The organism is Lujinxingia litoralis, from assembly GCF_003260125.1.
Classification (GTDB): Bacteria; Myxococcota_A; Bradymonadia; order Bradymonadales; family Bradymonadaceae; genus Lujinxingia; species Lujinxingia litoralis.
In genome coordinates, this window is the sequence record NZ_QHKO01000015.1 from 1 (window position 1) to 24370 (window position 24370).

Here is a 24370-nt window from a genome sequence, read left to right on the forward strand (position 1 = left end):
ACGTTGATCACCTGATCGTCCACCTTCAAAATCCCGTTATGCAGCGTCCATCCGCCGTGCGATTTGGAGGCGTGAAAGATGTAGGTGCCCCGGGCCCGGCTGCCGGCCACGGGTATGGTCCAGTTGGCGTGACCGCTGGCGCTCGCAAACGAGGTCGAGCCCTTCTGGCAGCCGAGCACCGGCAGCTCAATCGCCTCGCCAAGGAGCGCCCGGGCCTCGGCGCACTGGCGCAGAGGCTCAAACACGGTCGCTTCGTAACCCGCGACTTTCGCGCTGAAGCGCCCGCAGTTGCTGATCAAGAGCGCCATGGCCAGCACCCCGATCACCGTCGGCAAGAGCCCCCACCCCGAGCGCGAGGGGCTCGGCGAGGACTTCGAGCTCACCGAGCTCGTCACCGACATCGACACCGACGAGGATGACGTGGGCTCGAGAAGCCCGGCGCGCTTAAGGCGTTCCAGCGAGAGCACCAGGGCCCGGGCGGTCAGCAGCTCCACCAGCGCCTGGCGCTCCTGCTGCACTTCCTCCGGCGTATCGAAGTGCCGGGCGGCGGGCCCGGGGCTCAGGGGGGCGGGCCCGCCGCCGGGGTCGAGGCCCCGGGCGTAGGGCTCCACCAGAAAAAAGCGTTCGCCGCCCCACCCATCATCCAGCGAGAAGGCCTCCGTGGTGGCCGAAGCTCCCCCCCTGGCGAGCGCCCGGCGCTCTTGCTCAAAGAGCTCGCGGGCCCGCTCCGGCTCCCCCGCCGGCAGGGTGAGTTCCCGGAGCGCCACCGAGCGGCCCTCGGAGTTTTGGGCCAGATAGGTCGTGCCCTGGTCGCCCTCCTTGAGCACCCGCAGCACGCGGTAGCGCCCGAGCAGCAGGCGGTTGAGTTCGTGGAGGCTCGCTTCTACGTCATACATCTACCCGACTCCCTCGCGTCGTTCGGCGCCCGGACTTCAGGGCCGGCGCGCACCAGCGTCGGGGCGTGCTCTGGCGATCTTACGCCGGGAGCGCCGCGCCCTGAGGGGCGGGAGAGTAACGCCCGGGCCCCGGCCTCCCAACGTGTTTTTGGCGAGCTTTTTCACAAAACATGTTGCGGAGGGGAAACCTCGGTGTTACGAACCCGCCAGAACGTAACACGACCCCCTTTTGAGTGAGGGGCCTTCCGGAGTCTGAACCATGTCTGAACTCACCCGCGCCAGCATCGCCGTCGACGCCGAGTTGATGGAGCGCTTCGATCGTCGAATCGCCGAGGGCGGTCATTCCAACCGCTCCGAGGCGCTCCGCGACCTGATTCGCACCCACCTGGCCGAAGATGACTGGGAGCAGGCCGAGGAGGCGGTGGCCACCGTCACCCTGCTCTACGACCACCACAAACGCGGCCTGAGCAAGCAGGTCGAAGACGTGGGCCACGTGCACCACCACAGCATCATCGCCTCGATGCACGTGCACTTAGATGCCGATCACTGCCTGGAGGTCGTCACGCTGCGCGGGACGCCGGCCGAGCTTCGCCACGTCTCCGACCACCTCATCGGGCTCAAGGGCGTGCTCCACGGCCAGGCCGTCTTCAGCGCGATGCCTCAAGCCCTCGCGGAGGCCCCATGATGTCGTATGGCAAACGCTCCTTCTCGCTCCCCATGCTGGCCGCGCTCCTGCTCCTGGGCGGGTGCGGCGAACCCGAGGAAGCTCCCCGGGTCGACCTGGGCGTGGTGGTCGATGGCCAGGGCCTGACCGGCACCACCACCGATCTGGGCTACACCATCGAGCTGCGCGAGGCGCGCCTGGCCCCGGGTGAGCTGCACTTCACGGTGGCCGGCGATGCCCATATGGCCTCGCTCGGTCGACGCGTGGGCGATCTCCTCATCCCCTTAGCCCACGCGCATCCCGGCCATTTTGAGGGCGGCGAGGTCACTGGCGAGCTGGAGGGCAGCCATGAGGTGGACTGGGCCAGCGAGCAGGGCCGGGAGATGGGGCGCGCCACGCTCCTGCCGGGCGACTACCGCTCGGCCGACTTTACCTTTCATCGCCTGGCCGACGCCCCGCACCTGAGCGCTCGCCTGGCCGGCACGGCCACGCGCCAGGGCCAGAGCGTGGACTTCACCTTTGAGATCGCCGCTCCCCCGGGGCGCCGGCTCACCGGGGCGCCCTTTGAGGCCACGGTCCGCGCCGAGACCCGTGGCGAGCTGGGCTTTCGCCTCACGCTCGTCGACCCCTCCGAGGGCGATCACCTCTTTGACGGCGTGGACTTTGAGGCCCTGGCCACCGACGCCACCCTCTCCTTTTCGGCAGACACCGACGACGACACCTATTTCAGCGTGCGCCGTCGCCTGCTTTCTCATGACCATTACGAACTTCACCTGGAGGACCACTGAGATGCCTACCACCCTGCTGCGTCACCGCGCCCTGAGCGCTCTGCTCCTACTCCCCCTGACCGCCGCCTGCGGCGGCGACGCTGGCCCTGACGTCGACACCCCAAAGGGGCCGGGCTCGCTCCAGGTGCACATCTACGGCGAATCCTTCATCGAAGAGGGCATCCCGGCCGATGAGTTCAGCGACGGCTGGAGCGTGAGCTTTGAGCGCTTTGAGGTCACGCTGAACTCGCTGACGATCATGGGCGACACCACCGAGGTGGGGCAGAGCTTCGACCTGAGCCAGGCCTCCGAGGGCCAGGGCCAGCAGGTCACCACCCTGGAGCTGGATCAGGGCGCCTTCTCCGGGCTCGACTACCAGCTGGGCACGCTGGAGGTGGTCGGCCAGGCCGAGAAAGATGGCGTGACCAAGACCTTTGCCTGGACCTTCGAGCTGCCCACCGACTACGAGTCCTGCGACAGCCCCTTTGAAATCTATCCGGGGGAGACGGCCGCCGTGGAGCTGACGATCCACGGCGACCACCTCTTCTTTGACAGCCTGGCCACGGGCGCCGAGGCCCCCTCGCTGATCTTTGATCACCTGGCCGGCGCCGACGCCAACGACGATGGCGACATCACCCGGGCCGAGCTGGAAGCCACCGGGGTGGGCGCGCTGGATGTGGGCAACTACGCCATCGACGATCTCTGGAACTGGCTCGACGCGCAGAGCATGCAGGTCGGCCACGTCAACGGCGAAGCCCATTGCCACTGATGCATCGGGCGCTGGCCGGGGTGCTTGTGGGCATCGGGGTGCTCTGGAGCGCCCCGGCGCCCCGCGCCCAGGAGCCGCCCCCTCCTCCCACCACCGCCGCCGCGGCCCCGGCCCCGGCACCCGCTGCCGAGACCCCGGACGCCGAGCCGGACACGCTCCGGGTGCGGGTGACCGCCACCGTGCGCACCACGCCCACCTCCAGCGCCATGACCCTGGGGCGTCAGGAGCTGGAGGCCGCCCCGGCCCGCAACGCCGAGGAGCTGCTGCGCCAGGTGCCCGGGCTCACCCTCACCCAGCACGGCAGCGAGGGCAAAGGCCACCAGTTCTTTTTGCGGGGGTTTGACGCCATTCACGGCGCCGATCTGGAGCTGACCCTGGGCGGCGTGGGGCTCAACGAGCTCTCCAACATTCACGCCCAGGGCTACATCGATCTGGGGGTGATCCTGCCCGAGGCCGTGGAGAGCATGCGGGTGACCAAGGGGCCCTTCTCCATCGACCAGGGGCTCTTCGGGATGGCCGGCTCCGTGGACTTTAAGCTGGGGATCCGCCCCGAGGTCGTGGCCTCCCGGGTGCGTCCTCATCGCGTCTCAACGACCCTGGGCACCTCCGGGCGCCTGCGCCTCTTTGCGCGCCGCAGCGACCCGGAGGGCCGCCGCTTCGCGGCGGCCGAAGCCCTGACCGACCCGGGCTACGGCCAGCAGCGCGGCATCGACCGCCTCACCTTCAACGCCGCCGCCCGGGAGCTGGCGCTGGCCGGCGGCACCCTGGAGGCCTGGGTGGCCACCGGCGCCGCGCGCTTTGAGCTGCCGGCCACCCTGCGCCTGGACGACGTCAACGCCGGGCGCATCGGCTTCTACGATGCCTACAGCGCCAGCGGCCGGGGGAGCTCCGCCCGCGCCATCGGCGCGGCCACCTGGCGCGGCCGCAACCTGCGCCGCTCAGGCGACCTGCTGCGCGTGCGCCTGAGCGCCTCGCTGCGCGACCTGGTGCTCTTTGAAAACTTCACCGGCGCCCTCTTCGACCCCCTCCAGGGCGACCGCACCCGCCAGGCCCACCGCACCTTCGGCGGCGGCGCGGACCTCTTTTACTTAACGCCGCTGACCCGGCGAGTGAGCCTGGTGGCGGGGGGGCACGTGGGCTCGGAGGTGTTGAGGCAGAGCGAGGCGCCGGTGGATGACGCCCTGACCCCGGGCGCCCCCACGCGCCGGCTCGACGCCACCCAGAGCATCGCCGGGCTGCGCGCGAGCCTGCGCCTGCAACCCACCCCGGCGCTCCGCCTGGACCTGGGCGCGCGCCAGGACGCCCTGCACTTTAACACCCGCGATCACCTGGCCCCCGAATCCCCCAAAGCCTCCTCTCCGCTTTTGACGGCCTTCTCCCCGCGCCTGAGCGCACGCTACCAGCCCCACGATCGCTGGATGCTCTTCGCCACCTACGGGCGCGGCGTCCGCCCCCCCGAGGCCCGCGCCTTCTCCAGCTTTGAGCCCGAGCATGAGAGCCTGGCCAGCGAGCTGGCCGGCAACGCCCCGGCGCTCACCCAATCCGACGCCGCCGAGCTGGGCGTGCGCTTCTTTGCCACCGACTGGCTGGGCATCACCCTCTCGGCCTTTGGCACCCACCTCGACAACGAGGCGGTCTTCGACCACCTCTCCGGCATCACCCTTCAACTCAACGCCACGCGTCGGGCCGGCGCCGAGGTCTTTTTTGACATCCACCCGACCAGCTGGATGCACCTGAGCTTTGACGCCACCTATACCCACGCCCGCTTCGTGGGCTCGGGCGACCAGGTGCCCAACGTGCCCTGGCTTGTGGGCGGCATGCACTGGGTGGCCAACCACCCCGCGGGATGGAGCGCCGGGCTGCGCTTTTTGGGCGTGTCCAGCCGCCCCCTCCCCTTTGGAGCGACCGCCGGCGCCCTCACCCGCTTCGACGCCACCCTGGGCTACCGCTGGCGCACCCTGCATCTGGGGCTGGAGGTGGAAAACCTCCTCCACCAGCGCCTGCGCGAGGGCACCTACCATTACGCCAGCCACTGGCTGCCCGAGCGCCCCATAAGTCGGCTGCCCGCCCTGCATATCAGCGCCGGCCCCCCGCTGGGCGCGCGCCTGACCTTGAGCGCCGACTTCTAAACCCCCGCCTTCCCCCGACTCCGGGGCCCGCTAAACATGCGAAGCCCTTGTTGATTCTGACCGGCGCTCGCATTAGGTTGTGCGCCGAAGTCGCCGGTGATTTTTCTCTCATCTGTACCCCGGAAGTCCCCCATGCCCACCACCGCACTTATCCCCGCCGCCGGCCGCGGCGCTCGCCTCGATCGCCCCGACACCCCCAAACCCCTGGTGCACGTGGGAGGCAAGCCCCTGCTCCTCTCGCTGCTGCAGCGCCTGGAAAAGGCCGGCATTGAGCGGGCCGTGGTGGTCACCGGGTTTGGCTCCGAACGCGTGATCCGGGAGCTCACCAACCACCCCGATCTCTCGCTCAAGGTCGAGTTCATCGAGCATCGCGGATGGCAGCAGGGCCTGGCCTCCACGCTCCTGGCCGCCAAATCCGCCATCGCCGAAAACTTCGTCATCGCCATGCCCGATCACGTCTTTGAACAGACGCTGGTCCACGACATCGTGCAGGCCGAGCTTGGCGAGGATCAGGGCGTGGCGCTGATCGACCGCCAACCCGACCAGGTGTACGAGCTGGAGCAGGCCGTCAAAGTGCAGCTCAAAGGCGACCGGGTCACCACCGCCTCGCGCACCCTCAACGACGCCGACGGGGTCGACGCCGGCCTCTTCGCGTTCACCCCGGCGCTCTTTGAAGCCCTGGAAGAGGTGCTGGTCAGCCATGAGCCGGCCAGCCTCACCGACGCCCTGGCGCTGCTTGGCGAGCGCGGGCAGGTGCGCGCCCTGGCCACCGAGGGGCGCCCCTGGCATGACATCGACACGCCCCAGTCGCTGATTCGCGCCGAGATGGCCCACCGCGCCGGCATCCGCAAAGCCGCCGTGCACCGCCCCAATTTTGAGCTCGACCACGGCAACACCACCCACGCCTACGATTTCGTGGCCGGCAAGCCGGTAAAGACCGAGATCTTTGTCCAGCGCGGCTTTGTCCGTAACCCCGAGCGTCTCCAGCTCATCCCCGACGAGAGCGCCTCCTCGCCCATCTACGTGTTCACCGACACCAAGGTGAACAGCATCTACGGCGACGACTTCGTCGGCGGGCTCGACCGCATGGGCTACGACGTGCGCCGCATCGTCATGGCCGAGGGCGAAGAGTCCAAGTCCATGGCCAACTACGTCAAACTCGTCGATCAGATCCTGGCCGAGGGCATCGATGAGCGCTCCGTGCTCATCTCGCTGGGCGGCGGCGCCGTGGCCAACATCTGCGGCTTCATCGCCTCGACCCTCTACCGCGGCATCGGCCTGGTGCACGTGCCCACCACGCTGATGGCCCAGTGCGACGCCTCGATCAGCCACAAGCAGGGCATCAACGGCTCGCGCGGCAAGAACCTGGTCGGCTCCTACTACTCCCCCCTGGCCATCGCCGTCGACGTCGAGGTGCTCGCCACGCTCGAAGACTGGCTGATCCCCGACGGGTTGAGCGAGGTCATCAAACACGCTCTGGGCCAGGACCGCGCCTACCTGGACTACCTCCTCGACTACCAGGGAGCCATCGACGATCCGGACTTCCTGGAGTACGTCGTGCGCAAAAACATCGAGCTCAAATGCGAGCTGGTGGCCATCGACCCCAAAGAGCATCGCGAGGGCATGGTCCTGCAGTACGGCCACAGCGTGGGGCACCCGGTGGAGTACCTCTCGGGCTATGACTTGAATCACGGCCAGTCGGTGGCCATCGGCATGATGGTCGCCGCCCGGGTCGCGCGCCTGCTCGGCGCCTGCGACGACGCGATGGTCGAGCTTCACCGCCAGGTCATCGAAAAGTTCACGCTCCCCACCCACATCCCGGCCCACCTTAAGGTCGACGATATCCTGGCGGCGATGCGCTACAACAAGCGCTACCTCACCGAGGGCACCCGCATGGCCCTGCTCGACGGCCCGGGCAGCCTCTGGCAGGTCGACGGCGACTGGGCCATCCCGGTGCCCGACGAGGTGTTGGTGGAAGCCATCCGCCAGAGCTTCTAAGCCCCTCCCCATCCGCCCCCCCGCCTCGCCAGGACGCCTCGCCGCCTGGCGAGGCCGGGGGGCTTTTCTCGATCCCAAAGGCATTCGCCATGACTCAGACCGTCGTCATCACCGGGGGCTCCAGCGGCATCGGCCTGGAGAGCGCTCGCCAGTTTGTGCGCCAGGGCCACCGCGTGGTGCTCTGCGCCCGCGACCCCGAGAAACTCGCCAGCGCCCGGGCCCAACTCCACGCCGAGGCCACCGAAGCCGGCGCGAGGGTGGAAACCCACGTGCTCGATGTCGTCGACCAGCAGGCCGTCGAGACCCTCTTTGAGCGCCTGGGCCCCATCGATGTGCTGGTGGCCAACGCCGGCATCTGCCGCCAGGCCCGCCTGGACGACCCGCACTCCGACCAGGTCTGGAAGACCACCTTCGACATCAACGTGCACGGCGCCTACCACTGCATCAAAGCCGCCGCCAAAACGATGCCCGAGGGCGCTCGCATCGTCACCGTCTCGTCCAACCTGGGCAAAAACGCCCGCGCCGGCTACGAAGCCTACACCGCCAGCAAACACGCGGTGCTCGGCCTGACCAAGAGCGTCGCCCTGGAGCTGGCCAGCCGCCAGATCCGGGTCAACGCCGTGTGCCCCGGCTGGGTAAATACCCCCATGGCCATGGCCGACTCCGCCTACACCGCCGAGCAGCAGGGCCAGGCCCCCGACGAGTTCCGCCGCCGGGCCATCGCCCAGATCCCGCTGGGCCGCATGGTCGAGCCCGGGGAGGTCGCCGCGCTCATCGCCTTTCTGGCCAGCGACGCCGCCAGCGCCATCACCGGGCAGAGCTACAACGTGAGCAATGGCGAGTTTTTTAACTGATGAGTCTTCCGCGCACATTGGTGGTGGGCCACGTCACCCACGATCGCTACCAGGGGGGCTTTAAAGCCGGCGGCTGCGCCTATTACGGCGCCGAGGTCCACCGCCGTCTCCCGGGCCACACCCACCTCTTAAGCCTGGTCGGCGAGGACTTTGAGTGCGACCCGGCGCTGGCCCCCATCGAGCACACCCGGGTGCGCCGCGGCCAGACCACGGTCTTTGCCAACTACTACCCCCCGCACGCCCCCCGGGTGCAGCTGCTGGAGGCCCTGGCCCCCTCGGTCGGCCCCGAACATGCCCCCCCGGGCTGGCTCGACGCCGACCTCATCCACCTGGCCCCGGTCCTGGGAGAGGTGGACCTGGAAGCCTGGCTCCACGCCTCGCGCGCGCGCCTGGTCGCCATCAATGTGCAGGGTTGGATTAAGGTCCCCGGCGAGCCGGTCCAGGAGGCCCGGGCGCTGGAGGAGCTTCAGGATCGGGGCGTGGCGCCGGGGGCTCGCCAGGTGGTTCAGCGCCCCTGGGACATCACCCCCGAGGCGCTCCGAGGCGTCGACGTCGCCTGCCTCAGCGAAGAAGACCTCATCGATCAGGGCGACCTCCTCGAACGCCTGCTGGCCGCCATCCCCATCGTCGCGCTGACCCTGGGCGAAGCCGGCAGCCGCATCTACCACCACGGGCGCATCAGCGAGGTGGGCATCTACCCCACTCGCCCCCTCGACCCCACCGGCGCCGGCGACGTCTTCGCCGCCACCTTCACCCACCAGCTCATCGCCGGCTTGAGCCCGGTCGAGGCCGCACGCCAGGCCAGCGCCGCGGCCTCCATCGTCGTCGAAGGTCTGGGGCCTCAGGCGCTCCACCGCCTCGACGAGGCCCCGGCGCGCGCGGCCCACGTGCCGATCCTGCGCGACTGACGCTCAGGCGACGCTCAGCGGTACACCCGCACCAGCTCGCCACCGCGGGGAGGCTCTTCGGCTTGTCCGGCTTTTCCGAGTTCTTTTTGATAGCAGTGCCGGGGCTTCTCGGCCCCCGAGACCACCCCGCGCGCCTCGCTCTGAGCCCGGGTGTACACGTAGCCCTGCGCGCGCAGCTCGTTGTCGCGGATGGCGTTCTCCTGGTGCAGGCAGACCCGGTGCACCAGGTACTCCGTCTTGCCCTGGGCCAGCGCCTGGCTGCGCGCCCGGCTCTCCGTCCACTCCTGCCAGCCCCACAGCCCCAGCGCCGCGAGCGCGACCCCAAAGAGCCCCAGGATCACCATCCCCCCCAACGCCCGGCGCTCCACCCCCGCGTCCTTCTCCGGCGGCAGGGGTTCCTGGCAGTGCAGGCAGTTGTAGGTTCCCGGAGGGTTCTTCTCATCGCATGCTTTGCAAATCATCGCCGCTCCACGGCGCTCAGCATCACTGGCGAGCGCGGCTCATCGGGGGAATCGTCTGGACGTAGTACGCCGTGCAGCTAAGCGATTTACCGCCCCCGCTGTCAACCCTGCACCGGGCCGGCCGCCTCCTGCCCCAGGGCCTCCAGACCGGGCACCGCGGCGAGCACCGCGCGCATCGCCCACACCGAGAGGCTGTTGCCAATGAGCTTGTAGCGCTGGCGCAGGCTCACGTGCTCCGGAAACCCAAACGCCGGGCCAAAGCCCATCAGCCTCAGGATCTCCGGCGGCGTAAAGCGCCGCACTCGCCCCTGGCCCAGGCGCAGGTAGGCGCCGGCGGCCTGCCAGGTCTTGCCGTAAGCCCCGGTAAAGGTGTTGGCCACCAGGCCCGGCTCCGCCTCCAGATCAAAGATGCGCATCCCCGGGCCGTGTTTCTCCAGCATCGGCCCCGGCACCAGATAGGGGGTGAGCGCCTCGCCAGTCGGGGCAGCGAGAAAGTCCGCCAGCGGGCGCATCGGCCCCGACGTTCCCTCGGACCAGGGGTGAAGCCCTCGCCGGCTGGCGATCAGATAGTAGCGCTCACGCTGGGCGGGGATCCCCAGCTCCGTGGGGCAGAGCAGGCGCTCGGCCACCTGATAGCCGGCTTCCCGCAGCGTCTCCAACACCAGCGCGTGGGCCTGCGAGCCCCGAAAGCCCGGCACGTTCTCCAGCCCCACCACCTGCGGGCCGCGCCGCCCGATGATCTCCATCAGGCGCACCAGGCTGCGGGCCCGGTGGTCTTCCAGATCCCGCTGCTTGCCCCGGGTCGTGTAGGGCTGGCAGGGCGGCGACATCCACCACAGGTCGGCCTCGTAGCCCAGGAGTTCCTCTTCACCGAGATGCTCCAGATGGGCCTGACGCCCCCCGTGATCCGCAAAATTATGGCGGTAGACCTCCATGGCGTGCCCCGAGAGGTCGAGCGCCCCCACCACCTGCGCGTGCCCGGCCACCGCCGCGGCAAACCCGCCGATCCCGCAAAAGAGCTCCAGACAGCGCAGCGACGCTCCCTGGCGGTTTGAAGACTCCATCAACCCGCGACCTCGCAAAGGCTCTCCAGCAGGCGACCATCCTCCACCAGCCCCATCAGGCGGTGGCCGCCGGCGTCGACCGCGTGCAGGGGCAGCCCCAGCTGTTCGGAGAGCGCCTGGCTATCCTCCAGCGGCACGGTGTCGTCGCTCGGATCGTGAAAAATCAGCGTCGACCCGGGCTCCAAGCCCGCCAGACGCCCCACCGGGTCGAGCCCCATGGCCCGATGCACCTTATGAAAGGCCGGCGCCAGCAACACCGCCGGCCCCTGCCAGTGCCCGCGCAGCATCAGCTCCAGGGTGATGGCCCCGCCCCAGCTCGACCCCAGCACCACGTCGGGCTCAAAGCGCGCGATCGCCTCGCGCTGCACCTCCACGCAGCGCCGATAGCTCGCCATGATCGCCTGCCGGGTCAGCGCCTCGCCGCGCCCCGACCACCAGGCCCCCAGCGCCACCCCGGCCAGTCCCACCGGCCACACCGAACGCCGCCCCAACCCCAGGCCCACCAGCGCCGCGCTCACCACCCCGGCCGCCTGCACCTCCGGGGTCCGCAAGAGGTTGCGCGACACCGAATTACAACGGTCCAGGCGCTTGAGCGACATCTGCATATCGGCGGCGACCACCTCCAGCCCCTGCGCCCGCAGCCCCTGCACCTTCTCCCCCGACGGGCCGCTCTCCAGCCCGTGCACAAACATCACCCTCGGCCTGCTCTCCACCTTCAAACTCCCGGCTCATCAACCCTCGCGGCTCCACCGGCCGCCGTCGCCCCCCTCCTACGTCACAGGGCGCTTGGGGGCAAGGGCTGGGGGGGCACGCGGCGAGCGAACCCTGGCGAGCGCCGGGCGCCAACCGCGTCGGAGATGGGGCGACGCTGACGAGCATTCTTCGGGCTCGTCAGGGCTGGCGAAACCTGCAAAGAGTCGCCCGGAATCCATCCGCCCGCCCCGCTCGGAGGGCCATCCTGTTGGTGTTTCCCTCCCGGCGCCAACCTTCGATCTACAGCGCCCCTCCCGGCGCTGACCTGCTCACCCCCCGATCGACAGGGAGCCCCCGATGAACCCCAAAGCACTCGCCACACGCTCGGCCCGCGAAGTCCTGGAGGACCACTTAAACCTGGCCAAAGGCTGGGATTTTGAGACGGACCTGGCGCGCAACTTCGATCCCGACATCGTGTTGATGACCACCTACGGGCTCTTTCGCGGCGTGGAGGGCCTGCGCCAGAAGGTGCGCCTTCTGCAAGAGCAGCTCCCCGAGGGCGAGTGGACCTATCACACCATCATGGTGGAGCGGCACCTGGGCTTTTTGGAGTGGAGCGGCGTCGGCACCAACGGCGCCCGCGTCGAAGACGGCGCCGACTCCTACCTCATCGAAGACGGAAAGATCCGCGCGATGACCATTCACTACACGGTGCTCCCCGGCTCGCCATCTGAGGATTGAGGGGGGGGGAGGCGAACCCTCCTGGGCGCAGGCGTTGAGCTCTGGGGAGTCTCAACGCGCTGACCTGCGGGCTTCCCAGATCCCCCACTCTGCCCCCTTAGCTCCCGCTCTCGCCACCCTGATCCCCGACTCCGCTCGCTTAGCGCCCCTTGCTGGGTGGCCAGCCCCGCGACTAGGTGAGCTAACCTCCGCTTCTGGGTGACCGGCCCCACAACGAAGCGAAGAAGGACCGACCGAGAGACGCGCAACCTCCTTGATTCATGCGCCCCATCGCCACTTCCCCCCCTCATTCCCTCCTCGATCTACCCCTGATTCGGACCGATCAAACGCCGCGCCTCATCGCCCTCCTCGCCACGCGCCGCGCGCTTCTCCAGCGCCTCACGCCAGGTTCGACTCAGGGCCGAACACCCTGCAAGCAACGAGGCCGCCTCCCGATCCTCTCGGCGCAGGTAGCGCACCGCATGCACCTCGGCGATGCTCCACTGCGGGAAGGGACGCTCCACCAGTGTGAGCGCCTGTCCCGCCTCCACCAGCCCCCGCTCCACCACCCCGAAATACCAGCCGCAAAAGCCGGTCTGCTGCACCCAGAGCGCAAGCTTCTTCTCGCCATGCATCCGCGCGAGTTTCCAGCATGGCGAGCGCGGCTGAGTGACGCGCACAAGCGCGCTGCCCACTCTGTAGACATCCCCCACGCACACATCCTCCTCGACCAGCCCCTCCACACTCAGGTTCTCCCCAAACGCCCCCGGCCCCATCGCTCGCCACAGCCTCTTTGACCAGTACGCCAGATGAGCGGTCGAATACACACACACCGCCTTCTCCACCCCGCCGTGGTGCTTGCGATCGGCCTGACCATCCCCCTCAAAATTCTCCCAGTCCAGCCACAGCGCTCCGCGCACCTCCTCCTTCACAAACCCCGTGCGCCAGGGACGCTCCAGCGGGTCCTGGGCCCCGGCTCGCCCCAACTCCCGGGGCATCCCCACCCGCAATGAAACGATGCGCGCCTCGTTGACCATCACACCTCCAGAGCTGCCATGGCTTCCGCCGCCTTCTTTCAGGACCTCTGCGCCAACCGCTCAGGCGCAGCCCCCCCCTCCTACCACGCAGACGCCCCCCCGCGCGATCCAGGCGCGTTCACCTCGCCACCTTATGACCGGGCGCTCCCACGCTCAGGTGGCCATCGAAGGCAGCGCCGAGACTTCGCCGCGCACCACGACCTCGCCGCGGCGATTCTCCGCCCTAAAGGTGATCTCGATGATGCCCCCGTGGTTCGCGTGGCGACCGCTATCCTCGCCATCGGTCGCCAGAAGCTCCCAGGGGGATTGCGGCCCCTGGAAGTCCACGCGCAGCGCGCGCTCGGCACCCACCGGAATCACCCCCTCAAAGTCCACCGTGGCGCCCGGGGTCGTCACATCGCTGACCCCCATCAAGGGCAGCACCGCCTTCGAGACGCCGTTGGTGTCAAAGAGCTCAATGCGCGTGACCTGCACGCCGACCGCTGGCTCATCGCCCGTGTTGATCAGGCGCAACGTCACCTGGGCGTCCTCGCAATTCAAGAAGACGCCGCCACAATCCTCGGAGTCCTCCGCGCAATCGGCGGCAAAATCCTCCGCCGGCGCCCCCGCGGGCGCATCGCCCTCAGCCTCATCGCTGTAGCCATCCTCCGGACACGACTCGTAGTTCCCCAGATGCCCCGAGATAAACGTGCCCTTAAGCTCGGGATCGCCAGTCAACTCCGGGCAGCCCGTGCCCAGCAGAAGAAGCGAGCAGGCGAAGACGAACAACAGGTGAAATGGCATACGCATGGTGTGACCTCGTGTGAAAAACACAGTTAAAGGGATTGAAGGTAACTCAACAGATCGTCGCGCTCCTCAGCGCTTAACACCGCCCCGGTGGGGTGGCGCTCTTCCAGGACATCGCGCAGCTCAGCATGACGTCCGTCGTGCATAAAAGGGCCTCCCTGGCCGATGCCGACGAGCGAGGGGACTTTCATCATCCCCGTCCCCCGCATCGGACTCTCAGCCGCGGAGACGCCCCCACTCAAAAGCCAGCTCGGGATCAGATCGCCACTAAACCCCCGCTCGGGGTTATGGCAGCTGGCACATTGTTGCTCGAAGACCGCCCGGCCCGGATGCTCCGGCGCCACCGCAGGGCTTGTCGGCGACTCCAGCGAGAGCACGTACATCGCCAACGCCCAGGAGAGCACCCGGTTGGGCCGGGCTTCCAGGCCATGGCCGGGGATGTACTGCGTCTCAAAACGAATCGCGACCGAGGCCGGGTTGACCACGCGCACAATTCCGCTGGCGTTGAGGTAGGACTGATGGCGCGTGCCCCAGAGGTCGGGCACCCGCAGCGGGTCGTCGGCCGGGTCATCGGTAATATCCACTCGCCCCGGCCCCCAGGACGCAAAGCGCGATCCATCGATCCCGTGGGAGTCATTGAACAGCTGGCGCGCCCGCCCCAGATCGAGCGCGGTGTTCGTGCGCCCGGCCACCCCACCTCCCCCGTGGCAGAGCCCGCAGGTGACGCCCACCCGCATCTGACCGCGCACGTCTTTAAAGCGCACCAGGCCCCGCAACGAGCCGTCGGCGTTTCGCTCAAAGCCCGTCTCCTCAAGAAGCTCGGGCCTCGTCGCGATCCACTCCAGGTAGTTGTCGCGCCGCATCGGCATCTGCCAGAACACCTGCTCGCCAAGCGCCAGCCACTGCTCACGCGTTGTCGGCGCCTTCGTTGGAAACACGGTGGGAAGCGCCTCTTCGAGCCCCTGTGGCACAGCTTGCTCGGGAAACACCGGCCCGCTGCGCGCCAGTAACTCCGGGAGCAAATCCCAGCCCCCTTCGGAGAGCGCATAGCTCTTGAGCCGCTTTCGCGCGTAGGGCAGATCCGGGCTCCAGAGCGTCGCCTCAAGCTGGGTACGACGCCACGCGCGATCGCCGAGGTAGCGATCCTGGTAAGCCTCCATCCAGGCCAGCGTGTCGCCGGGATCAACCTCCGGCTCCGGCTCCGGCTCCTGCTCCAGCTCCCCGCATCCCATCCAGAGGGCGGTCATGGCGAGCAGTATGGTGAGTTCTCGTTTCATAGAGGGAGTATTTAGCAACGACCGTGCCACACGCCCCTGAGACGCTTAAAGCACAGAAAACCCGCGCGCTGAGCCGGATCACTGCTCAAGGCACGCGGGTTTTCTGAGGATCCTGGTTCGGTGGACGCGGAAATCTGAGCGCTAGCGGGGTTCGCGATGGTGGTCGATTCGTGCGCGCGTTCGGAGGGGCGCGCGTTGAGGTTGGGGGGGTGGGTGGTTGGGTGGTTGTGGGGCACCGGGGTTCGCGATGGTGGTCGATTCGTGCGCGCGTTCGGAGGGGGCGCGCCCGAGCCCGAGCCCGAGATCGAGCCCGAGTACGAGTACGAGTACGAGCCCGAGTACGAGTACGAGCTACCAGTACGAGTACGAGCTACCAGTACGAGTACGAGATCGAGGTCGAGCCCGAGATCGAGCCCGAGATCGAGCCCGAGCCCGAGCCCGAGTACGAGCCCGAGTACGAGTACGAGTACGAGCCCGAGTACGAGTACGAGCTACCAGTACGAGTACGAGCTACCAGTACGAGTACGAGCTACCAGTACGAGTACGAGCTACCAGTACGAGTACGAGCNGCCCGAGCCCGAGCCCGAGATCGAGCCCGAGTACGAGTACGAGTACGAGCCCGAGTACGAGTACGAGCTACCAGTACGAGTACGAGCTACCAGTACGAGTACGAGATCGAGGTCGAGCCCGAGATCGAGCCCGAGATCGAGCCCGAGCCCGAGCCCGAGTACGAGCCCGAGTACGAGTACGAGTACGAGCCCGAGTACGAGTACGAGCTACCAGTACGAGTACGAGCTACCAGTACGAGTACGAGCTACCAGTACGAGTACGAGCTACCAGTACGAGTACGAGCTACCAGTACGAGTACGAGCTACCAGTACGAGTACGAGCTACCAGTACGAGTACGAGCCCGAGCCCGAGCCCGAGCCCGAGCCCGAGCCCGAGCCCGAGCCCGAGATCGAGATCGAGCCCGGGATGAGTGGCCCACCGACGCCGAGGGCGGCCTGGTGATGTTCACAAAGCCGCTGAGTCTTGAGGGCTTGCTGGCGGAGTTGGCGGAGTAAGGGGGACGCGCACGTCTCGAAACCCCGCGCATCACGCATCCTCGTATCCCCCATCCGCTTCTCCCTCAGGTTGTGTTTAGGTCGAATAGTACCTACGTTTAAAGCGTTACTACGCCATGAGCCGAAGTTGCCCCTGGTGGATGCGAGATTGAGCGTGACGAAGCCGGACAGGCGCAAAACGCAGGCGATGCTTTAGTTTAGCATCGTCGAGGCTTTGCAACGCAGCCCGCGGTGCTCTTAATGCAGCAGACACCGCGTCAACGATAGCTCACGGCGTCATACACGCCTCGAACTTAACAATGAGGTCAACGATGGCTCGCAGCACAGCACATACATTTGAAGAGTCTGTACGTCAGATGACGCCCGTCACCGCACCACGCGATCAACGTGAGAGCGTAGCTGCCCTGCTGGATCTTCTCACTCACGTCGAGGCGCACCCGCAACAGCCAGCTGCCTACAAGTTGGTCAGTCCGTCCGGCGACGTGATCGACCTCCCCGAATCCGTATTCTTGCTGCTCGAGCGAATCATTGAGGTACTCGCCAGCGGCGACGCCATCACGGTGGTCCCCGTCGGCAAGGAGCTTACGACGCAGCAAGCCGCCAACATTCTCAACGTGTCGCGGCAGTACCTGGTGCGCCTTCTCAACGATGGACGGATTCCCTTCCGCAAAATCGGTACCCACCGGCGAGTACGTATGGAGGATCTTCTGGCCTACAAACGCCAGCGTGATCGCGACCGCATCGCATCACTCGACGACCTCTCTCAGCTCAGCCAGGATTTTGATGGCTATGATGAGATCCCCAACGAGGGATAGTCATGACAACACCTTTTCGTGTTGTTCTCGACGCCAACGTGCTTTTTCCTTTCTCAATCCGCACCGACCGTCCGAGAGACGGACATCAGCCTGTGTCTATGCGCCTCATCGCTCTTTTACTCCTCACCCAGATCCCCCGCTCAGCACCCTTACCTCCCGATCTCGCTACCCAGATCCCCAACTCCGCGACACCGACCGTCCGAGAGACGGACATCAGCCTGAGAGACGGACATCAGCCTGTGTCTATGCGCCTCATCGCTCTTTTGCTCCTCACCCAGATCCCCCGCTCGGCCCCCTTACCTCCCGATCTCGCTACCCAGATTCCCTACTCAGCACCCTTACCGGCCCCACTCAGCACCTGAGTCCCCCAACTCAGCCCCCTTAGCTCCCATTCTCGACACCCAGATCGCCAGCTCAGCCCCCTTAGCTCCCATTCTCGATACCCAGATCCGCGACTCAGCCCGCTCGGCTCCCCGATCTCGACACCCAGATCCGCGACTCAGTGCCCTTAGCTGCGCTTCTGGGTCTCCAGATCCGCAACTCAGCGCCCTTACCGGCCCTTCTCGGGTGCCAAGTCCCACGGCTAAGCCGGCTTACCTCCCCCGCTTCGACGCCGAACTCGCCGACCCGGCGCACTTAGCTCCCCAACCCACCCACAAAAAAACCCTCCGGGCTCACCGGAGGGTTTTCTCGCTCACACCTGCTTACGCGTTCTCACCACCCATCACGCGTCGACGGGCTCCACCACCGGCGCCGGGTCGGCCGAAGGCCCGTCGTTCACCACCACATCACTCGCCACGGGCGACGCGGGGTCGGCGAGCGCCGCGTCGGCCAGGGTGCGGGAGTCGTACATGGTGGTGATGGCCGGCATGAGCTGGCGAATGCTCGCATCGGCATCCAGCGAGAGCGCCGCGTCGACGAACTGACGCGCCGCCACGTAGGCCTGGCGAGCCTGGGCGCGCGCGGCAAAGAGCCTCTGCATGGCTTTTACGGAATCGGCCTTCTCAGAATCGGCGACTTTAAGCGCCTGAGAGAACGCCTCCTGCGCGCCCTGCGCCTCGACCACGACGGGGTGATCCGCGCCCAACGCCTCTTCGGCATAACCCAGCGCGGTGCCCATCACCGAACCCGTCCGGTCGACTCCCAGCGCCCGAAAGCCCGCTCACTGCGGACACTGCACATCATGCTCATTTAATACCCGAATCAACCCGTTCTCATCCTCTTGAGGCAACGCATCGCGAAGATACACTTCGTAGACTTTGCCATCCTCATCTTCCATCGCAATCCCAAACCTCCCGGAGCCGTACATCCCATTTATGAAGTCCTCGCGAAGACGGGCAAGCTCAACCGCCACCTCGCCAGTCACATAATGGGAGTCTCCTTCGCAGTAGCGCCCGTATTCTTCCTCGCTAAATACGTAAGACTGCAAATCAAATCCCACAGGCACCGGCGGCGCGTCAAAGTGCAACTCATGGGGTGCTTCTATGACCATGATTCGAAAAGCCTGCGGATTCGACTCCCCACTTTCATTCAGCTCCTGCAACCACTGGCGAGCGTTCTCGCGAATTTCTGTGGCATCCTGATTGCCAAACCAACGCGTGCAATCGGCGCTGCAGGAAAATGAGGAATCCGGACTCCAGAACACATGTACCGACGCGTGGGCATATTCCGGCTGCTGGTAAAAATCATCATCATAATTGACCCAGTCATTAACCGATAGATCTGCCGAAATCGCCGCGGCCTGTTCTTCAGTTAATGAGCCAGAGACAACAGGTGCCATATACCCGGACGTCTCATAACTCCAATAATTACACTCGCCGTCGATCATTAAAAAATCATAACCATGTTCGTTCATCAAGCGGTCCTCCGACGACATTAAGCCCGTTCCTACACCTTTATAAACAAGACGAAGATCCGAACTGCCATCGCAAATGTCGTAGTCTGAAGACGAATCAATGAGGCCACATCCCGCAGCATAAGATAACGACAAGCCAATGCCCCCGACGAACAAACAGATGCTTTTGGCTTTCTTATAATTAAAACTCATTACGTCTCCTTAAGTTGGTTTAGCGCATCCTTTACAAAAACTAATCGAGGATCAAATTTTGGGTATTCATGACCGCGTGCGTCCGGCCGCCCTCCACCAGCACCTCGTTCACCACCTTGGTGTAGGGTCTTAGATAGTTTTTCAACAGTTATCCAGCGCTTGCGAACCATGCGGATCATCGGACCTGGCCAGACAGCAATTCGCCTGTGAGACAACCGTCCGAGAGACGGACATCACCCACTATATATGCGCTCTATCGCCACATCCCCCCGGACACTCCTCAAACAGCCGCACCATCCTGTTCTCCCCCGCGGCGGGTTCTCCACCCACTCCCGCACCTGCGCCCGCACCGCCTCCACCTCCCCGGCGGCCTCGGCGGCCCGTATTGTGATCGCAAAGGCCAGGCGCCCATCGTTGGCCACGGCCTTATACCCGTGCCCCTCCACCTGCCAGCGCAGCGCCGCCAGCCCTGCCTGCACCGCAAACTTCGGCCGCTTTGAAGTCTCGGCCCGCGCCGCCCCGATGATCGCCGTCAGCTCCGCGATCGCCCGGTTCACGGTCCCGCCGATGGCTCCCGAGGAGCTATCCACCCGCTCCAGCGCTGGCGAGAGCTTTTCGATGAGAAGCACCGCCCCTTCTGCAGCGAGCGCGGGGTCGTGGGTGGCCACATCCTTGATCTCGGCGACCGCCTCCTTGATGCGTTGCATCGCCGGCTGAGAGCGCCAGCCGAAGGCGTTGCGGCGAAAGCGGGGGCGGAAGGTCCAGGGGTGGGTGGGCATGGGGGGGCCGGGGGGTGGGATGAGCGGTGCGGGGTGGAAACAACGTTCAGCGGAGATTGTGAACGCGGTGCGTTCACAATCTTCGCGGCGCGCCTGCAGCGAGCGCTCCCTCGACGAGATCATGGACAATGGAGGAGTGTGGGTCGCGCAAAATAAGCGATCGCTTCTTTTGCGCCCTTGAGAAGAAGCGATCGCTTATTCTCATCGCCCGGCACGAAACGACTTGAGTCCGGAACGCCCGCCGAGCTTCGGCCGGGACCGCGTCGGCACGGCGTCACGACATTGAAGCCGCGTTTTCGTTCATCAGCCGGTTAAGTGAGGCCGTCCCTCGGCTACTAACGTTTTCTTTCATAGCGGCTGGGCCTGATAAAGCACTCGTTATTAGCGACCGCGATTTTTGTCCGGGTGCGCGTTTTGGATGATTAGCGCTAAGCGACCAACCTCCTTTCAAATAGAGGATGGCAAAGACTGCGTTGACGCCTCCTGGCCACCCCGCCGATACTCCCCACCACCTCACCATCCCAGGGGTCTTCTGCACACCCAAGCCGTAGCCGTACCATGCCCAACGATCAGCCCACCTTCGCCCTCTACATCACCCCCCTGCTCGACCTGCTCGCCAGGCACCCCGACGGCCTGACCACCTCCGAGGTCTACGCCGCGTTGGCCGAGCGCTTGAATCTCTCCCAGGCTCAGGTCGAGGAGCTCCTTCCCAGTGGAAACCAGCCCGTTTACCAGAACCGCATCGGGTGGGCGCACCATCGCCTCAAGCGGGCGAACCTCTCGGAGAGCGTCAGGCACGGGGTGTGGGCGTTGACCGAGCGCGGTCGCGCATGCGCCGCGCATTTTGGCAGCGAGCTTCCGAAAGTGATCCTGACGGCCTTGGTGCATCCCGACGCTCATGAACTCGTGCTCGAAGAGCACGTCCCGGGACTCGCCGCCGTCCGAGCCGATGACGACCTCGGAGACAACGCCGACTTTGAGACCACATCTGGCGCGTTCACGGCGCTCGAAGCCACCAAAATTGTACTCGCCGACGCCGATGGTCCCCTCCACTACAGGGAGATCACGCGCCGCGTCTTAGAACGCGGCCTCTGGTCCACCACGGGCGCCACGCCCCATGAAACCATCGGCGCCCAGCTCGCTGTACATATTAAAAATAGGGGCGACTCGTCGGACTTTCGCCGCTCCTCACCCGGGCATTATGAGCTGAATCGCGATGGCCTGGAGAGCCCCTCCGAGGTCGAGATCGAGCCCGATGCACCTCCAAAACGCACGACCGTCACCCCCACGCAGCGCTCCGAAACCCTCTCCTTCACCGATGCCGCCGAACGCATCCTCCAGGTTTTCGCCGAACGCGAACCGATGCACCACGCCGACATCACCAGCCGCGCGCTGGACCTGCGCCTCATCGTGACCGAGAGCCAGAGCCCCGCGTCGACCATGTACGCCTCCATCTATCAGGAGACCCAGCGCCGAAAGGAGCGCGGCGACACCGCGCGCTTTGAGCTTCTGGGCGAGGGCATGATTGGCTTGTCCCGCTGGAGCCAGACCGGGCTGACCGCCTACATCCAGGCCCATAACGACAAAATCCGCACGCGCCTCCACGACCAACTCTTCGAGATGGACCCCACCGAATTCGAAGAGCTCGTCGGCCGCCTTCTCATCGCGCTGGGCTTTGGCGACGTCGACGTCACCAGCCGCTCCAACGACGGCGGCATCGACGTGCGCGGCACCCTGGTGGTCGGCGACGTGATCCGCACCCGCATGGCCGTCCAGGTCAAACGCTGGAAGAACAACATCAGCAGCCCCACCGTCCAGCAGGTCCGCGGCAGCCTCGGCTCCCACGAACAGGGACTCATCATTACCACCAGCGACTTCAGCTCCGGCGCCCGTCAGGAGGCCGAACGCCCCGACGCCACGCCGGTCGGGCTGATGGATGGGACGCAGCTTGTGAAGCTGCTCGTGGAGCATGGGATCGGGGTGGAGAAGGATGAGTTGAGTTTGTTGCGGTTGGGGTGAGGCAGTCGCCGCCGAAAAGCGTAGCGCTCTCCAACCTACCGTCCTGGGCACCCAGATCCCCAACTCAGCCTGCTCAACTCCCCATTCTGGACGCCCAGATCCACAACTCAGCACCCTTAGCTCCGGATCTCGCCATCCAGATCCCCAACTCAGCCTGCTCAACTCCCCATTCTGGACACCCAGATCCCCAACTCAGCGTGCTTAGTTGGCGATCTGGACGCCCACGTCCCGCCACTCAGCCTCCTTAGCTCTCGATCTCGACGCCCAGATCCGCAACTCAGCCCCCTTACCTCCTCGTCTCAGGCATGGCGCATTACCGCCCATCGGGACGTTTGTTGAAGCTGGATGTCGAATCCATCGCTGCCGCGAGCGAGGGTGACAGCATGTTCGAAGCCGCACCGGTAGCGCTGCGAAACGCCCCCGTGGTGCAGATGGTGCCGCAGGACGCGTCCTCAGGTGTGACTGCGTTCTTTGGTACCTGGCCGGGGGATGAGAGTGAGGAAGAGCTCCTCGAAGCGCCGCAGGCTATCGAATGAGCGACCCCTTCTATGTATTGGACACAACCATTGTCCTGACGCTGGTTCGTGGAAACACGCTCGCGAAGTTTATCGATAGCCAGTTCGGACTTCGAAGCTCGACGGTGCGCCCGGCTATTTCGATTGTCACCCATGGCGAGGTTCGCGTTCTGGCCCCCCTCAAGCTGGCTTGACGCCTACTACCGCCCCCTCCAGGCCGACTTCGACGCCTTCCTTCAGCGTCACAACCACTCCGACGACGCCCGGGCCTGCGTCGCCGAACACCAGCACGAGATCGAACTCTACGAGCGCTACCAGGCCTACTACAGCTACGGCTTCTACATCGCCCGCAAGGTATGAGCCGGCCTCCCCCTGCACACTAAAAAGATCCGCGCGCATCCAGGGCAAAGCCGCCAGCGTCGTCCTGGGGCGCTCACCACACCGCACACTAAAAAACCCGAGCGAAATCCAGGGCGGCGCCTGACAAGGAGCCAGGAGGAAGCTGTAGCTTTAGCTACCGCGACGACGCAGCGACACAGTCAGCGTCGTCCTGGGGGCGCTCGCCACACCGCACACCAAAAAAACCGAGTACATCACTCAATCGTAATATCCACCTCACGATACATCTCGACGACGATCCCTGACGCCCCCGCGCTACCAAAACTTACCTCACCGGCAACGCGTTTAAGACCGATTCGCGGAGTAGCACCGCGCTCCAACCACGCCGACGAAATCGCAAGCTCCTCCTGATCACCAACGCGGTTGGCGCGAGAGAGCATGCGACCATCAAGCAGCGCCTCGGCCATCACGCCCTGCTCAATCGGCTCAAACTCAATCGCAAGATCCTGATTGCGCGGGTAGGACTCACCCTCAACCGGCGACAGAAGCCGACCGAAAGGAATCAACTCCGTGGTCTTTTGGGCCGAGGGGACCCCGGGCGCTTCCATCTTCATCCGATACACGGCGGCCACCCCTTGAGCAGAGCCAGTGTAGATACCGCCCCCTTGATGGGTGAGATCGATCCAGTCAAAGTCCTCTTCATCAGACGCCCCCACATCACCAACGCCCACGAGCACCGTGCCGTCTTCAACCGGAATCTCATCGTCTTCGCTCGAGTCCTCATCGGGCCGCAGCGCAAATTCCGCGTGAAAGATCACGTCCACCTCGGCCGGATCGACGACCTCCATATTTCCGTTCATCGACGCATCATCATCAGGGCGCACCTGAACCCGCATCGAACTTTTCCGCCAGGTATAACCCTCCCGCTCGCTCCCATCAGACACCTCGCCATTGCCCCCGGAATCACTCCCGGCATCGGCGACAATGCCCTTCGGCTCCTCGCCGCCGCACGATAATCCAATCACCAGCGCAAGCAGCATAGCCACACGACCAACAATCAAACGATAGTTTCGACACATGAGCTCTCCCTTATTTTCAGCGTGATATTACCACACAGTGAGCAGACGTCGGCATCGATGGATGCGACATGGAAAACACCTCGGGCAACGTACCAAACGCAGGCGATGCTTTAGGCATCGTCCAGGCTTTGCAACGCAGTTCAAGGCGCTTTCAACGAAACACGCGCGACATCGACGTTAACTTACAGCGTACACATGAGCTGAGCTTCTACGCCAGAACTCTGCCGGCTTCAAGCACCTCTCTTTTCTCTCAACAGAGTCACGGGGCAGGACACACTTCGTCCCTTTTGTCCCTGCGAAGAGACAAGACAAGCCCCCCCGTACTACGCAGTGAGCAGAAACTGATGCCAGCGGATGCAACATTAAAATTCAGCCCCCCGGACTGCGGTGCTCTCGATGCAGCAGACATGACATCGACGAGAGTTCACGGCGTAATAAGTGCTTTAAAGTACTCCTCCCCCCGCACACCAAAAAACCCGAGCGAAATCCAGGGCGGCGCCTGACAAGGAGCCAGGAGGAAGCTGTAGCTTTAGCTACCGCGACGACGCAGCGACGACGCTGGCTTTGTCCTGGGGCGCTCGGCACACCGCACACCAAAAAACCCGAGCGAAATCCAGGGCAAAGTCCAGCAAGGAGCCAGGAGGAAGCTGTAGCAACGCTACCGCGACGACGCAGCGACGACGCTGGCTT

General features: G+C 65.5%; 23 protein-coding genes. 12 read left to right on the plus strand and 11 right to left on the minus strand.

Annotated features, from left to right (window positions below):
• A partial coding sequence (locus DL240_RS18720; RefSeq protein ID WP_199589866.1) for a cytochrome c oxidase assembly factor Coa1 family protein occupies window positions 1-896 on the minus strand: 896 nt, incomplete at its 3' end.
• Window positions 897-1155: 259 nt separating this feature from the next.
• Between DL240_RS18720 and nikR the strand changes: the two genes are divergently transcribed.
• The 7 genes from nikR (at window position 1156) to DL240_RS18755 (ending at window position 8985) form a co-directional block, all read left to right on the plus strand.
• Complete coding sequence (gene nikR, locus DL240_RS18725; RefSeq protein ID WP_111731428.1) at window positions 1156-1581, plus strand: nickel-responsive transcriptional regulator NikR; 426 nt, start codon at window positions 1156-1158, stop codon at window positions 1579-1581.
• Entirely contained in the window at window positions 1581-2348 is a 768-nt protein-coding gene (locus tag DL240_RS18730) for a hypothetical protein (protein ID WP_111731429.1), read from the plus strand. Before nikR ends, DL240_RS18730 begins: the two co-directional genes overlap by 1 nt.
• 1 nt (window position 2349) lies before the next feature.
• Window positions 2350-3096 carry a hypothetical protein gene (locus DL240_RS18735; protein WP_111731430.1) on the plus strand — a complete coding sequence of 249 codons (747 nt, stop codon included), beginning with the start codon at window positions 2350-2352 and terminating at the stop codon, window positions 3094-3096.
• Window positions 3096-5225, plus strand: a complete 2130-nt coding sequence (locus DL240_RS18740) for a TonB-dependent receptor (RefSeq protein WP_111731431.1) — start codon at window positions 3096-3098, stop codon at window positions 5223-5225. The genes DL240_RS18735 and DL240_RS18740 overlap by 1 nt, the downstream gene beginning before the upstream one ends.
• Before the next feature lie 132 nt (window positions 5226-5357).
• Window positions 5358-7223, plus strand: coding sequence for an iron-containing alcohol dehydrogenase (locus DL240_RS18745; protein WP_111731432.1), 1866 nt, complete (start codon window positions 5358-5360; stop codon window positions 7221-7223).
• Between the two features lie 89 nt (window positions 7224-7312).
• Window positions 7313-8077, plus strand: a complete 765-nt coding sequence (locus tag DL240_RS18750; RefSeq protein ID WP_111731433.1) for an SDR family NAD(P)-dependent oxidoreductase — start codon at window positions 7313-7315, stop codon at window positions 8075-8077.
• Window positions 8077-8985 carry a PfkB family carbohydrate kinase gene (locus tag DL240_RS18755; RefSeq protein WP_111731434.1) on the plus strand — a complete coding sequence of 303 codons (909 nt, stop codon included), beginning with the start codon at window positions 8077-8079 and terminating at the stop codon, window positions 8983-8985. The genes DL240_RS18750 and DL240_RS18755 overlap by 1 nt, the downstream gene beginning before the upstream one ends.
• A gap of 14 nt (window positions 8986-8999) precedes the next feature.
• Here DL240_RS18755 and DL240_RS18760 read toward each other — a convergent pair whose 3' ends face one another.
• The 3 genes from DL240_RS18760 to DL240_RS18770 form a co-directional block, all read right to left on the minus strand.
• Window positions 9000-9446, minus strand: a complete 447-nt coding sequence (locus tag DL240_RS18760) for an uL4 family ribosomal protein (RefSeq protein ID WP_111731435.1) — start codon at window positions 9444-9446, stop codon at window positions 9000-9002.
• A gap of 101 nt (window positions 9447-9547) precedes the next feature.
• The gene (locus DL240_RS18765; RefSeq protein ID WP_199589867.1) at window positions 9548-10510 is read right to left on the minus strand and encodes a DNA cytosine methyltransferase; all 963 of its coding nucleotides are present in this window, start codon (window positions 10508-10510) and stop codon (window positions 9548-9550) included.
• Window positions 10510-11205: an alpha/beta fold hydrolase gene (locus DL240_RS18770; RefSeq protein WP_146618423.1), complete on the minus strand. Its 696-nt coding sequence runs from the start codon at window positions 11203-11205 to the stop codon at window positions 10510-10512. The genes DL240_RS18765 and DL240_RS18770 overlap by 1 nt, the downstream gene beginning before the upstream one ends.
• Window positions 11206-11560: 355 nt before the next feature.
• Here DL240_RS18770 and DL240_RS18775 point away from each other — a divergent pair, with 355 nt between their 5' ends.
• Window positions 11561-11944 carry a nuclear transport factor 2 family protein gene (locus DL240_RS18775; protein WP_111731437.1) on the plus strand — a complete coding sequence of 128 codons (384 nt, stop codon included), beginning with the start codon at window positions 11561-11563 and terminating at the stop codon, window positions 11942-11944.
• A gap of 302 nt (window positions 11945-12246) precedes the next feature.
• Here DL240_RS18775 and DL240_RS18780 read toward each other — a convergent pair whose 3' ends face one another.
• From DL240_RS18780 to DL240_RS18790, 3 genes are all read right to left on the minus strand, one after another.
• The gene (locus tag DL240_RS18780; RefSeq protein WP_111731438.1) at window positions 12247-12960 is read right to left on the minus strand and encodes an MOSC domain-containing protein; all 714 of its coding nucleotides are present in this window, start codon (window positions 12958-12960) and stop codon (window positions 12247-12249) included.
• Between the two features lie 153 nt (window positions 12961-13113).
• Window positions 13114-13749, minus strand: a complete 636-nt coding sequence (locus tag DL240_RS18785; RefSeq protein ID WP_111731439.1) for a hypothetical protein — start codon at window positions 13747-13749, stop codon at window positions 13114-13116.
• Window positions 13750-13775: 26 nt separating this feature from the next.
• Window positions 13776-15023: a hypothetical protein gene (locus tag DL240_RS18790; RefSeq protein ID WP_146618424.1), complete on the minus strand. Its 1248-nt coding sequence runs from the start codon at window positions 15021-15023 to the stop codon at window positions 13776-13778.
• Between the two features lie 1375 nt (window positions 15024-16398).
• Here DL240_RS18790 and DL240_RS18800 point away from each other — a divergent pair.
• Entirely contained in the window at window positions 16399-16902 is a 504-nt protein-coding gene (locus DL240_RS18800) for a helix-turn-helix domain-containing protein (RefSeq protein WP_199589868.1), read from the plus strand.
• Between the two features lie 724 nt (window positions 16903-17626).
• Here DL240_RS18800 and DL240_RS18805 read toward each other — a convergent pair.
• The 3 genes from DL240_RS18805 to DL240_RS21020 form a co-directional block, all read right to left on the minus strand.
• Complete coding sequence (locus tag DL240_RS18805; RefSeq protein WP_111731441.1) at window positions 17627-18022, minus strand: hypothetical protein; 396 nt, start codon at window positions 18020-18022, stop codon at window positions 17627-17629.
• 42 nt (window positions 18023-18064) lie between these two features.
• A complete protein-coding gene (locus DL240_RS18810) occupies window positions 18065-18949 on the minus strand; it encodes a hypothetical protein (protein ID WP_146618426.1) in 885 nt (294 codons plus the stop codon).
• A gap of 233 nt (window positions 18950-19182) precedes the next feature.
• Window positions 19183-19728 carry a hypothetical protein gene (locus DL240_RS21020; RefSeq protein ID WP_199589869.1) on the minus strand — a complete coding sequence of 182 codons (546 nt, stop codon included), beginning with the start codon at window positions 19726-19728 and terminating at the stop codon, window positions 19183-19185.
• A 558-nt stretch (window positions 19729-20286) separates the two neighbouring features.
• Between DL240_RS21020 and DL240_RS18820 the strand changes: the two genes are divergently transcribed.
• From DL240_RS18820 to DL240_RS18830, 3 genes are all read left to right on the plus strand, one after another.
• Complete coding sequence (locus tag DL240_RS18820; protein WP_111731443.1) at window positions 20287-21747, plus strand: restriction endonuclease; 1461 nt, start codon at window positions 20287-20289, stop codon at window positions 21745-21747.
• A 383-nt stretch (window positions 21748-22130) separates the two neighbouring features.
• Complete coding sequence (locus DL240_RS20150; RefSeq protein WP_158542784.1) at window positions 22131-22283, plus strand: hypothetical protein; 153 nt, start codon at window positions 22131-22133, stop codon at window positions 22281-22283.
• A gap of 132 nt (window positions 22284-22415) precedes the next feature.
• A complete protein-coding gene (locus tag DL240_RS18830) occupies window positions 22416-22622 on the plus strand; it encodes a hypothetical protein (RefSeq protein ID WP_111731445.1) in 207 nt (68 codons plus the stop codon).
• 233 nt (window positions 22623-22855) lie between these two features.
• Here the strand turns inward: DL240_RS18830 and DL240_RS18835 are convergent, their stop codons facing one another.
• On the minus strand, window positions 22856-23680 hold the full coding sequence (locus DL240_RS18835; RefSeq protein WP_111731446.1) for a hypothetical protein: 825 nt from the start codon (window positions 23678-23680) through the stop codon (window positions 22856-22858).
• Between the last annotated feature and the right edge of the window lie 690 nt (window positions 23681-24370).